General features: G+C 29.2%; 8 protein-coding genes. 1 reads left to right on the forward strand and 7 read right to left on the reverse strand.

What is annotated here, in order from left to right; all coding sequences use genetic code 11:
- The first annotated feature begins 34 nt into the window (after nt 1-34).
- Nucleotides 35-547, forward strand: coding sequence for a CBS domain-containing protein (locus IGI66_RS10120; protein ID WP_425268434.1), 513 nt, complete (start codon nt 35-37; stop codon nt 545-547).
- 519 nt (nt 548-1,066) lie between these two features.
- Here IGI66_RS10120 and IGI66_RS10125 read toward each other — a convergent pair.
- The 7 genes from IGI66_RS10125 to IGI66_RS10155 all read right to left on the reverse strand — a co-directional run bounded on the left by IGI66_RS10125 (nt 1,067) and on the right by IGI66_RS10155 (nt 13,529).
- Nucleotides 1,067-2,275, reverse strand: coding sequence for an SIR2 family protein (locus IGI66_RS10125; RefSeq protein ID WP_438848823.1), 1,209 nt, complete (start codon nt 2,273-2,275; stop codon nt 1,067-1,069).
- A complete protein-coding gene (locus IGI66_RS10130; RefSeq protein WP_438848825.1) occupies nt 2,241-3,542 on the reverse strand; it encodes a hypothetical protein in 1,302 nt (433 codons plus the stop codon). Before IGI66_RS10130 ends, IGI66_RS10125 begins: the two co-directional genes overlap by 35 nt.
- A 535-nt stretch (nt 3,543-4,077) precedes the next feature.
- Complete coding sequence (locus tag IGI66_RS10135) at nt 4,078-4,593, reverse strand: dual specificity protein phosphatase family protein (RefSeq protein WP_438848827.1); 516 nt, start codon at nt 4,591-4,593, stop codon at nt 4,078-4,080.
- Between the two features lie 213 nt (nt 4,594-4,806).
- Complete coding sequence (locus tag IGI66_RS10140; RefSeq protein ID WP_438849289.1) at nt 4,807-7,077, reverse strand: AAA family ATPase; 2,271 nt, start codon at nt 7,075-7,077, stop codon at nt 4,807-4,809.
- A complete protein-coding gene (locus IGI66_RS10145; RefSeq protein WP_438848829.1) occupies nt 7,064-7,780 on the reverse strand; it encodes an ABC-three component system middle component 1 in 717 nt (238 codons plus the stop codon). Before IGI66_RS10145 ends, IGI66_RS10140 begins: the two co-directional genes overlap by 14 nt.
- Nucleotides 7,773-9,512: a hypothetical protein gene (locus IGI66_RS10150; RefSeq protein ID WP_438848831.1), complete on the reverse strand. Its 1,740-nt coding sequence runs from the start codon at nt 9,510-9,512 to the stop codon at nt 7,773-7,775. Before IGI66_RS10150 ends, IGI66_RS10145 begins: the two co-directional genes overlap by 8 nt.
- Nucleotides 9,513-10,055: 543 nt before the next feature.
- On the reverse strand, nt 10,056-13,529 hold the full coding sequence (locus tag IGI66_RS10155; protein ID WP_438848833.1) for an HD domain-containing protein: 3,474 nt from the start codon (nt 13,527-13,529) through the stop codon (nt 10,056-10,058).
- Nucleotides 13,530-13,740: the final 211 nt, after the last annotated feature.

Genomic DNA, 13,740 nt, shown 5'->3' on the forward strand with positions numbered 1-13,740 from the left:
TGGATGTACAGAAAAATTTTTAACACGTACGGATATTACTTCCATTAACAGTAAAAAGAGTACAGAAGAAATAGCGGAACTCTTTGAATCCTCCGGCTTATCTCGTCTGCCCTATTGTCAGGACAACATTGATGAAATAACCGGCGTGGTGTATCAAAAGGACTTTTATTACCATGTACTAAAAGGTGAAAAGAAATTAGAAGAGATTATCAAACCAATCAGCTTTATCCCGAAAAGTATGAAAGTTTCAGAACTGATGAAAAAATTTCAAGCCGAGCAAATCCATATAGCCATCATCATCGATGAACACGGTGGGACTGCGGGTCTCGTTACACTAGAAAATATCATTGAAGAATTGGTCGGAGAAATCTGGGATGAATATGATAGTAAGAAATTGGATTATTACAAATTGGCAGATGGCAGCTTCCTGGTAAACGGACGTTCAGACTTCGATTGTTTAAAAGAGCTTTTCAATATTACTAATACCACGAACTCTATCTCCGTTGCAGGTTATATTTTAGCTTCAATCGAACGAATCCCCATGTAGGGTGAAACGATCCAGTTAGATGGTTTGAAGATGACTATTTCGAAGATGAGGAATCGCAGGATTGAAGAAGTGGTCGTTGAGCCGGTTGTTGAGGGTGGGTAGATGAAGCACCACAGATAATTTTATCTAGGATTTATCAAAAAAAGGATAACTTAGTTTTCTCACACAGATTCATACATCTCTGTAGGATTTTGGTGAACTGCTGGTACGTTAGCATTTGCTTAAGAGGTAAAAAGGATAGAGTCATGTCGCTTTTCTGAGAATTATTGGGATAAAGAGGATTTTTAGTTATCCTTGAGAAATTAGATAAAATCAAAAAAGAAAGTCTCACCGATTGAAACCTCAGCGAGACTAGTTTTAGTTAATTTTCAAAAAAATGTATTTCACATTTTTATTCATATTATTAGCTGCATAAAAAATCATCTGCAATAGAAACCAAGAAAAATCGAGTGAATTTCCCCACTCCAAAAAAAATCAATTTTTCGGGTCACTACAATTTCCAAATAATTCTAGCTCCAACTAAATGTAGATACTTCCAGATAAAATATCAAATAAATAATCATACTGTTCTTTAGTCTCATAATCACCTTGATCATTTTCTTCTGCTTTTAAGCAAATAAATTTTACATTATTGCTTTCCAAAATTTCTTTTTCTTTTTGAACAGTACTATTTATCAGTACCATATAATTTGTAGAGTAACCACTATTAGAATCACAAATACTTTGAAACTCTTTAGAAAAATATTTGTCGTTTAAAGAAAAACCCAGAAACAATAATGATTTTTTGCTAATCAATCCAGTGAGTATTCGTTTGTTTTTTTCTTCAGAATACAAAGCATCGTAATTTTTGTTGGTTACAATCATTGACTCAAGATGATCAAAATTTCCGTGTATATGGAAAATAAAGTTTTTATGATACAAATTTTCAAAACCTTCAAAATTCAAAATATTCTTAGTGACATTGTATTTATGACCATATAAATTATTACATTGGCTTAAAGAATCATCATAATTCGTAGTTATTATATAGTCTGATTTCAATTCTAAAAGTTTTGGTAATGAGGATTGTTCCATATCTTTATGATTAAATTTTTTTTCAAGTTGTGGTTGCAGTACTCTCATCTTTAAGTCTTTCTCACCACCAATCATTGCATTAAACTCAAATATTCCTGCAATTAATGCATCGATATCATCACTATCATATCTACGATCAAAAACATTTTCAAAACCTTCTTCAAAATCATCTCTTGCTGGTAAAAATAAATCTTTCCAAAGTGGATAACCCAATGGTTTACTCATTCCTGCACCAACAAAAGGTATTACCCGTTCCATCTTTTTTTGCAAATCACGAATTACTGGAAATGATTTCTTATCAAAGTATTCTTCCAATAAAGCTTCATTGTACTTTAATAGTATGTCATTAAAATTTGGTCTATATAGAAGATAATACTCATGTTCTTCTATTTTTTCATCACAATATTTACACTTTTCTTCTAGTAAAATTGCCGAATGATTTTCATCTTCACATTCATATTTCAGAAAGATATCAAAATATTTATCTTTGACTAAATCGTTAAATAGTTTCTCTGCATCATCGACATAATCTCTCAACAATTCAATGCTAGCTTCCTTATCACTAAACCTCTTAACATTCATAACAATTGAATTTAACGCAAGAAAAATTTTGGGGTTCTTATTCAAGTATTTCTCTAATAGTATTTTCGACAAAACGAGTCATCCTTTTATTCTTATTTACTGAGTTATTCATTGTTATCAAAAAATATTTCTTCTTAATTTTAATAGTGGTTTGACTAGCACTCATTTCATTTTTTCCATTAAAAAAGCTTTTATCGAACCATGCTATCGTGACTTCTTCTAATTTTTTTGAATTAGTAAAATCTGTTTTCAAACTATAAAAAACATTTTCAAACGCTAATGGGACCTTTTTATCTGACGATTTAGCCTTCCCTTTTGCTAATTCTTGTCCAGTAAAAAATATACTTGTCGGATAACAAGGAATCCCCTTTTTTAGTGCCTTTTCTTTCAGATCAATTTCAGTGTATCCATTAGTTATATATAATCCAAGATAGGTGTTGAAAATTTTATCATAAACCGTTTTCCTAGATTTTTTGTCTACTTTTACATTAGTATTTATCCTTTTTAATTTACCAAAAGCATTTGAAATTTGCCTATCAATAAACGATTCAAACTCAGCTTCTAATTCTTCAGCATAATCATTAATCAGAGCATTACTAATGTTTTGACAAAAAAGAAAAAGCTTTTCCTTGTCTTCTTGATATCCTATATTCTCTGAAATAAAATGTATACCCAAAAATTTTTTCAAGAAATCTCTCAAAAACGGCATATATATTTTTGAACCTGAGAAGCTTTTCCCCTTATAGTTGTCAATTACAAACTTCCCTATTGTTCCATTCATATAAAAAGTAACGTTATTGTTCCGTCTATTGACTCTAATCGTGCATGCTTTGAAACGTCTTTTTGTATCATCAGTAAATTGTACTATACAAAAAAGTTCAATCTTGGACGCATCGTATTTTAAGACTGGAAATACTAATTTATTATCATCTCTTGTAGAAACATAGTCCAATAAATTATATCCATGTTCTTCCATCAACTCATACTGTTCAACTGTAACAACTTCCTTATTAATTTCGGTAATTATTCTTTTGAATCCTTTTTCAATTTCTTCATCTGAGAGTTTAGTTGAAGTTTTTTCTAAAAAAATATTACTACAAGAATATGTTAAAACTTCAAGGTACAACTCGTTGAAATTAGATAGCGAAACTTGTTTTTGATGAATCATATAATTACTAATTTGTTGTATAGAATTCAATTGCTTAAAATCCTCTTCAACATAACTAATATTTGCACCTGATAAATATTCCATACAAGATTTTTTTAGTTCAATTTCGTTGATTATGTCTTTGTATATTTTACTTCTATAATCAAATGAGTCCAAACTTGTTATCTCCACTCTAAGACCACCCTTTCAAATAACAAATCTAAATATCTATGCTTAATTAAATAATACTTGTTCTAATAAAAGAAAACAATACCTCAGACATCTATGTTAGGCTTTTTCATTAATGAAGCACTCTAAATGCAAATAATGAAATCCATATTACTTTTAAACTACACAAATGCAGAAATTTCTCTCAGCCCTTCACAACCTTTTTTACAGATGATGTTTCTTGGCTTAACGCCTTTAGTTACGTAAGTGCCTTCTGTCGTGATAAAAACAGCTCAATCATTTGTAAGAATGGTTGGGTTTTATGAGAGAGCCACTGAAAAAGTCCAGTTTTTTGAAATTCAAAGAAACTAATCCCATAAAAGCGATGAAATAACTATACAAAATGGAGATTAACTACCAAATATTGGTCGCTAATTTCCACTTTTGTAGGTAATCACTTTTTGTTATTTAACTTTATCAGCGGCTCCCTTTACGAGTGGATTATATTTTTTACAAAAAGCCATTTAGAATTGTTAAACAGACTAATCAGAAAAAATTTTTAGTCAATATCAATGTCCTTAATAGGACAAGAAGAATATTTAGACCAGTTTTTACGCATGAATTCTCTCATTCCATTAGCAGGATTATAAGGTTTATAAACCTTTCTAAACGCTGTTTCTGCTTCTTCAAAATTAGAACTTTCTAGTTGGCCTGAAGACACTAGGTAAAGTAATCCAATTCCTGCGGATCTAGACATACCTTGATTACAATGGACTAAGACTTTTTTACCATCTATCAAGTTTTCCTTGATAAACACTAGCGCGTTATCAATAATATCTGGACTAATCCAGTTTGGATTATCTACATCTACTAAGTTCAATATAAGTCTATTATCTCTTTTGGCAATCAGATATTCTGGATGTGATTTTGGCGCTCCTCTATCAGTATATCCCAAAGCCTTTCGATGATATGGTTCTTTGCACGCTTGGACAACTGCCCAATCTTTCTGACCGTTAACTAATGTTTCATAATCCATTTGATCACCTAAATAGAGATTTTTAAGTATTTCTTGCACTTTTAGGAACCTCCTTCGAGAAAAAATATAAAGCGTTCTCAATAAGACTGCATACGCAAAATAAGAAAAGTCGGTAATCAGATAACAATTTTATCTTACTATCATCATAGTTCAAACTTAATAATAAATTTATGCAATTCAATTTGAGTGAAAAGCTATTTCTAATTAAAACAGATTTTCTAGCTCTTCAACATATTCTGAAAACAAAGAAAATTATTTTAGATATTCGTATTGAAGATTCTTTCTATTTATTGGTATTTCAGCTTGAAGATATTTATAGTAAAACATTGCAGTCTTATCCAATTCATGAGTTGAAATAAATATCTGATTCTCACTAAACTCTTGTGCTAATAAATCAACAAACGAATGAGCACTCAGATCATCAATTGATTGAAGTGGATCGTCAATCATAAACAATTTGATCCCTTTATTAGATAGATACGTTTTTTGGACTGCCAACATAATTGAAATCATCAACCCATTTAATTGACCTGCGCTGAGCATATTGACAACATCATGATTCATAGTTCCACAATAAAATTCTATTCTTCTCGTATCTATTTTCGCCTCAATCCCCAATCCAATAGGTGATGTTTGCATGATTCTCCCACTAAGAATATACAGTGGAACTTTTATATCCTCAAGAAAATCAGAATGGTATTCTTCAATTGATTTTGAATAAATCCCTTGCAAATCTCCAATTTCAGTTATTTTGGAATCAAGTTGTTCGCAAATACGAGTTCTTTTATTTCTAATTTCCCTCATATTCATTTCCTGAGTATGTTTCAATTGTTTTCCTTGACTAGCCCTAATATAAGCTAGATAAGATTTTTTTTCTTCAATTTCTTTTAACGTAATATTGGGTTTTCTATTATCAAAATAAGTTTCAGCTAGTCTCTGAAATTCTATTTGTTCAGCTTTTCCAAAACTAAAAGGAATCATTGTAATCTTATTTTCGATTTCACTCATTAATTTATTGTAGTTATTTTCAAATGACTCTTCATAATTCATAAATGATTCAATTAAATTTTCAACTTCCAATTTTTTCCGTAATTCTTTAGAATCAATGTTAAATAAACTCCTAAGAGTGTTAAATCGCCCCATTTCAGATTTATACTTAGCAATATACTCATTAACTTCTTTACTAAAGACTTCCTTGATGAACAATTTCTTTTCTTTTCTTAGCACTTGAATGTTTTGAGATAAGTCAGATTCATTTTCCCCAATAATGTTCGATAAGGTCTCATACAATGTATTCAAATTCTCATCAGTTTTGCCACAATACGGGCAAGTTTCTGAACCTAAATAATGATCTTTACTATGGATCTCATTTAAATTCCCTCGTGCTTCAATTAGCCGATTTTTTTTTAAATTGATCCCTGTTAATTTTTGTTCTAGTTGTTCAATTTTATTTGCATACTCATTTATTTTTAAAATTGAATTTTTGAACACATTATCAAATAAAGAATTATTGTAAAGAGGCTTGCTATCTTTAATGAATTTTTGAAATATTTCTTCAAATTGGTTCAAGTAAAGAATATCTTGTTGTCTGGATTTCAGCTTCGTAATTTCTTTTTCGAAAAAGAGTGCTGCAAAATCTTTTTTAGAGTAGGATTTTATTCCTTCAAATTTTTCATTTCTTTTAAAAATAAGAAAGTTCTCTCTATTCTCAATATAATTTTCAATCTGTTTTATAATACCCAAATAGTGTTCAATTTTTGAAATCGATACATTCTCTTTATCGAAGTCAAAATCTTTATCCGGGAAAAGGGGGGTATATTCAACTAATTGATTATTTTCCTTTTCCAAGGATAATAGTTTATCGTATTCATCGATTGACATTGATAGACTATCAATTTTTTTATCATATTTAGAGATAAGACTCTTTTTCCTCTCAACTAACTCTTTTCTCAATTCCCCCAGATAATCTTTCTTGTGGTCATCAACATCAGTACCAATAATTGCACTAAATGCATCTTTTCTTTTTTTGTACGGCAGTTTCAAGAATTGTAATGAATCATTTTGTGAAATATACATTCCGATATCAAAAATACTTTCTGTAATTCCAAAAAAGTCAAACAGAGTACTTTGATTATTTATTCCTAAATCTTTTCCATCTGAGGATATTACACTAATCTGTGAATCGATTCTTGAATCAAAATTCTTCCAGTTAAAAGTACGAGTTAATTTATACACTTCTTTATTCATAGTTACTATTTCTGCTTTGATAATGGTATCTTTGTCTCTATCTTTAGCAACACTACTGTGAGATTCACTGCCTCTATTATATAGACCATCAAAAAAATGACCTATACTTCCAGTTAGTAATAATTCTACTGCATCAAAAAAAGTTGTTTTTCCATAACCATTAGGTCCATCAAAAATAGTAATCATTTGTTCTGATAAATCAAAATATAGTGGAGAATCGAATGGTATGTTTCTCAAATTTGAAATTTCTATATTTTTAATTTTAAAGTTCATCATCTTCACCTATTATCTCTTTAAATAGCAATTCTGCATGTTTTTCGGGTTTATTAATTTCCATCCATTCTTGCAAACTATCATTAAGTATTTTTAAATGGTTATAGCGTTCTTTTCCTTCAATACTATTTACTACTCTTTTTTGAACCGAGTTAAACTGAGCTTCTTTGAAGTCTAGAACAATAATTGGTAGCTTAATACTCAACCTTAATAATAATTGAGAAGTTAGACTTTCTTTCGTATTAATTATTTGTTTATTTGACCAGAATTTTTTTGATTTATCTATTTTTTTAATTGCTTGATTTAGACTTCCAATTTCCTCTTCTGTGTATAGACACACATACTTTTTAAACAAAAAATCATTCTCTTCAATACGAATAATCAACTTCTGCATCTCTTCTGAATGTCTATTTATCTTAGATAAAAAAACAACATACGTATCTTGTGGAACATATTCATTGTAATTATTTTCCAAAAATATTTCTGCTTCACTTATTACCATTTCAGCGATATCCATAATTTCACTACTGCTACTATCATTATTTAGAGTGTGATCAAAATAATGAAGCAAATAATTTCTTCCATCAGATAGCTTATAAAATGAAAAATCACTTTTTTGTCCATTCTCGTAAAATTCAAGCCAGTGTCCTTTTAAAAGAGGCATTTGTCTAACAACATTCATGATTTCCATTAAATCATTATTCACATTTATCACTCTTTTCCTTTAAGTCTTTAATTAAGCTTGTCCTATCAACTAATGTAACGTCAATTTTATATGAATTACTGTTTTTCTTTTCCACATCGAAACCATCATCTGATAGGAGTTTATTTTCCATTTGTTTGTAACTAGTTACATTCTTTTCCATGATATTAGTGGAGACTAACTCTGGCTTTACCACTGTTAAGGCCTTTCCATTTATTTCATCATGGATTTCAAAATTGTTTACTATATTCGATAAAGAAGTAGATACAGATTTTTTAAACGTATGAGTGCTAAAATCTAATAATGTTGGAATTATTTGATTACCATACCCCATATCAAGTAAATGAGCACTTGGGTACCAGTAATAATTATCAACATAAGCAAACTCAAATTGATGTAGTAATCTATTAATACTTTTTTTCGAAAATGTTTCAGAAATTACCGCGATTTTTTCGGGATAAGTATTCCCAAATATCGTATCAGGATTTAGAACTGGAACATAATCAATCAAATTGGTTGAAATAAAATTATCCCTAATCAATGGTACTGTACATGTATTGCAATTGTATTCACTATATCCTAATTTGCATTCTTTACATCTTGATTCGACTACAGAAGTTAGATTTTCAGATACCAAATTATATATTGATTCATAAGTAGTAAAATATGCATTTCTTTTTTGGTTTGAGATTGACAATTTAACATTTTCCCAAATATTTTCTTCTAACTGCAGCTCGTAGGATTCGTTATTTTTATGAATTTCTCGAACTTTCTGATCCAACATCCCGCATAGATTTTCATAAATAACTTCAACTTTAAAATCGTTAATTGTTTGATTCATTTTACCCAACAAAATAGATATTTCTCTTTTGATACATTTTGGAATTTCTAACAGACCGACACATTCATTATTGTATTTATATAAGGAAACTGGTTCATCACACACCCAACCTTTTATTGGTATCGCTGACATTAGAACACATTTAGCAACTTTGGGATTTGTTCCTTCGTCACGATGGTCGAGTAGTTGCTTTATAGCCTTTGTATAGCCACTATAAGTCTTTGAAGCTAAAGTAGCTTTCACTTGTACATATTCAATAGGTTCTTGAAGATGATAAATAACAAAATCTTCCCTTAACTCTATTTCTATGAAATATTTTTTTATTAATTCCTCATTTTCTTCTTCGCTATTGCTACTACTCCAGTTTTCATTGATTAGTTGTAGTGCGCGCAAGATTATTCCTTTACCTTGATAATTGAATCCACTCCATGTAGGAATAGCATCATTATTATTAAATACTTTATTACCAATAGGCACTATTTTATTTTTTAATTTATATTCCTGTAAAAAAAGATTTTCCATATTTTTGGTATCAGTTGTAATGAAGAAGCTTACTTTCAGCTCAGGTCTGTTTTTCATTTGCCAAATCACTTTAGCACTTTTAGGATTCAGCTTATTTGGAAAAATATCGGATTCGTAAGACTCTGTAAAAACCTCGATACTTTTATATAAGTCTTTAGTCGAAGCTATTAGTAATATTCTTTTATCAGTTTGATCATAGTACTCTCTTAATTTTGTTTCTGACACAAAACTCTTATTATCATTGTTTCCATTAAATTCGATTTCTTTGACATCCTCAAAGCCGACAATATACACACCTTCAAGTTTATTTTCTACATTCAACATATCTAAACACTCATTAATGGGTAACCATTCACAATCATCGAATCCCATGATAATCCATACTCCTTCAAATTTTTTATAAGCAATTAATGCACTAAAATGGTGATTAACTCTACATTATCGAAATCAAAATAGTTTATAAGTATATAACACTAATTATCCCAACATATACATAGTACCAAAGAAATAACTATTTTTGATTAAAAAAAACATGAAATCGGATACATTTTTAGATTAATTGCTCAATCAAACTTATTTCATTACCATTCTTCAATAACAAAAAAAACTCGAAACGCTGTTAGATCAACGTTTCGAGTATATGCTTAAATTTTACCCCACAGACCCTTCCATATTGGAAACGACTTCTCAACCATTGTCATTCGTTGTCAAACTAAACAGTTAACGTGATTGATAATAGTTCAATGAGTCAATATTTATCAATGATTATCAAATTAATATGGTCAAAATCTGGTCAATTTAGATATGTTATTGGGAGCAAATATAAAAGACAAGTAATTTGATAGATGCTTGTCTTTTATACTAATTAAATCTATACTTATTCATCATTTTATCCAATACAAATTCATCTCATTATTACAAATCAACTCTTTCACCATTAACAAGATGATAGTTTATCATTTCTGGATTTGAAAAAGAACTGGGAATATCCTTTAAAAGTTCATCAGATTTATGCTTTCCTCTTTGATAAATAATTTCAGCAGTTTTCCCGAGAAAAACAACACTCCATCCTTCATAAACACCTTCATAATAGATAGGATATTTTTCTTTTATATTATCCAATTTCACTACTTCTTCTTCACACAAGATAGTAGGAGAAATGAACGCTCTTAAAACATAATCTTTATGATCTTTTTTAATTGTCCGTCCAAAGCTATTTAATTCAAACAACCAAAATTCATTTAAGCTACGTTCAAAATTTAATATTCTAGAAGGATATTCTTTTTCTAGCCATTGTCTTCTTGGAATACTTCCGAAACCAAATTCTGGAATTAGTTGAACTGATTGAAGGCTTCCCATTCCTGACAAACCATTACTAGTAGAACCTAGCCATTTTACCCTATCATTGATTTTAACTTTATTGTTATAGTACTCTGATTCAGCTAATTCAAATAAACTCGATGATACTATCGGGTACACAGCTGTAACCATATCATATTCTGGAAAATAGCTATTCCAATTGTCAGCATAAGTTAAAAAGGGAACAATTTTTCCATCACGATAATTTTCTAGTAAATTTTGATTAATCTTTAGCTCGTTTATAGTAGTAATTTCAAAATAATCATCAAATAACTCTATTTTCTCAGCATCTAACAATTTACTTAGATATACCATCCATTCATGTTTACTCAAGTTATTAAATAACAAATTGAATTTTACTCTACTCTTTCCAGCTTTAAAAAAATCAGATATATGATTTATATCAAGCAAGTAATCATTCAATTTCTCAAACAATTTATCAGTTGTGCTATCTTTTTTCTCTACAAGAAGCTCTATCCAATCTAGTTTAAAAATTTCCGTATTCCCAATAATATTTTCTAGCATTAATTCTTTATTTACACAACCTTCTAAAACAAAGTTAATTTTTTCGAACATTTCAATCTTTAGTTGCTCTATTAGTTCTTTTAGCTCTAAGGACAGTTCATCAGAAAATTCAGTAATACTGAGACGATCTACGGAAAGTTTAGGCTTATTTGCACCATCAAAATTTATGATAAATGGCTGATCATTATTAATATCTCTTTGAAGAATACGATCAAGTTTATCTTTGACTTTTCTATAATCTTCTACAATCACACCGTTTATTGACACTAACCCTCCCCTTTTCAAGAAAGGATATGAAGAAATTTTCTTAATTAATTTTTTATCATCACTTTTTGAGAAAACTATATTAGATGCTAGATAGATATTTTCAGATCTAACTTCTACCAGTTCAACGTTACAATCTGTCCAATTCTCTTTAAGGTATATTAAATTATCTCTATATTCGTGGTTAAAATTTTGATTTGTTTTATCCGTTATCTTCTCTTGAGAAATGTCCTCTAAATTAAGAGGTTTAAAATTGTCAACAACTGTCTTAGATGTTCCATCATTTAATCTGACTGAAACGTCCATTTCACTTGGAATAATGTTTATTGAATGGAATAGAATAAAATATATGTTGGCTCTTAGACTGATATCCGAAGATTTTTCTGTAGAAATACTCTTTCTTCTATTTGAAAAAAATAATTGCATATCAAAATCTTCTATATAATCATTATTTATTTCTTGATCAGATAAATAAACCTTAATTAGAGTACCATTATTCCCAATTTTTTCATTATCCATCTCTTCACTTTTTTTGTAATAAAAGTTTTCATGTGGGCCATCAATTTTAAAAGAAATCAGATTATCTTTTTTCTCATATAAATTTTTAGTGACCACTTCTATTTCATTACCTATCATAAAACAGGATAGAATACCCACACCAAATTGCGATGTATTGGATACACCTTTCTCCCAGCTAGCTTTCAATTCATAGAACTGTCTTGATTGATAATATGACGTACCAATGTTCAAAAAATAATTCTCTATTATTTCTTTTGTCATCCCCATACCATTGTCTAAACAATATAGATATCTTCCACTGTTATCTTCCTCAATACCAAATTCTATGACTCCTTTTTCTATCAAATTTCCTGCAATAGCACACTTACACGCATCCATTGAATTTTGATACAGCTCTCTTAGACATAGATATTTATCTTTGTAAAGCCCTATACTCATCAAAAGATCCAATATTTTATTTTGATTCAGAACAAATTTAAGATTCTCTACTGGAACAAACAAATTCTTATCATATAAAACTTCATTTCTATTAACCTTATCAGCTAATTTCAGATCATAAAAAATTGTAAATTTCGAGAGATTAGTATCTTTTTCTAAGATATTTAAAAATATATTATAATTAGAAATTTCCATGTCAATCCAATTTAAGTAATCTTGGAAAAAATAATATAGCTTAGGTTCTTTAAAATAAGCGCTATATGATATTTGTCTTCTACCTTTTTCGTTAAAACTATTTAACCAGAAATTGATATCCTCTTGCTTAACTTTCCAATGAATTAGACTGATAGGGTCTTGTATGAGTTTTGAAGATAGCAGAGATTCAGGTGATCTATCTGATGAAAAATGAATAATATCTCCTAATCTAAGAAGCATTGTGATAAAAAATTGATTAGCATAATTTCCTTTAGAATAATTTGAGCGTAAACTATATCCTTTGATTTCAGAAAAATCTAAACCATGTCCTATAACGATTTTAGAAAGATCATCGCACAATTTATTTGCATTAAACTTACCACAGTATGATTCTAGCTTGTTTACTAATAGTTCACAATTTTTTGCTGAAAAAATATGATGATTACTTCTTATATATTCATATCTAATCTCTTCACTCTTCTTTAAATATTCCATTTTGTTATCAATGCTATTTAAATCTGGTGTATAACCATTCCTAAACTCTTGATAACTAATCAAACTTTTTGCAAGAGAATCTACGAATTTATCCTCGGTTAATTCACTAAAAATAAATTTTTCTACAGTATTATAATCTCTATAGATCAGTTCTCTATGATCCATTATCCATTGTCTTGCGTCTGAAAATGTGAAACTTTTTTTCCCATCATTATTCATCTTTAAAGATATATCTTCATATAAATCAAAACGTTTGTCACCTTCTGTTGCTTTAAATATATTCAACTGCCATTTCGGTAAAGCCATACCACTGTCATGGACATATGCAGAAAAAATAATTAAAAAATACTCAATATCGGTCAATTTAGGAGAATCTTCTTCGTGATAATTTGAAATTGTCAACATATTTTCTAATACATTTTCAGCATGTGATTCATCATGAACATCAAAATTAGGTAACGTCTGACTAATAGTTTTCAAATGAGCTTCAATATCAGGAATTAATTTCTCACAAATCAAAATCAATTTATTTGTAAATTCTTCTGAATAGTTTGAACTGCTCTCTAAAATTTTTTTAAAAAAATTCCCATCCATATCTAATACTCCTTATGTAAAGTTATTAAAATGCTTACTCTATATTATATCACAATACAGCATTGATAAACTTTATATCCACAAGAACTGAAATATTTGTAGGTCTGTTTCATCTGTAATAACTCCCACAACTATGTAGTACTTTTTAAGGATTTTCAGCCAAAAATTATTTTTCGTTTCATTTACATATGAAACATAGAAACCCTTGTAT

Source organism: Enterococcus sp. AZ048, assembly GCF_051715125.1.
In the GTDB taxonomy this organism is placed as follows: Bacteria; Bacillota; Bacilli; order Lactobacillales; family Enterococcaceae; genus Enterococcus_A; species Enterococcus_A gilvus.

Excerpts from the sequence above, each read along its gene's own strand:
- IGI66_RS10150 (WP_438848831.1), bottom strand. The coding sequence starts at position 9,512 with ATGGGATTCGATGATTGTGAATGGTTACCCATTAATGAGTGTTTAGAT.
- IGI66_RS10140 (WP_438849289.1), bottom strand. The coding sequence starts at position 7,077 with ATGATGAACTTTAAAATTAAAAATATAGAAATTTCAAATTTGAGAAAC.
- IGI66_RS10155 (WP_438848833.1), bottom strand. The coding sequence starts at position 13,529 with ATGGATGGGAATTTTTTTAAAAAAATTTTAGAGAGCAGTTCAAACTAT.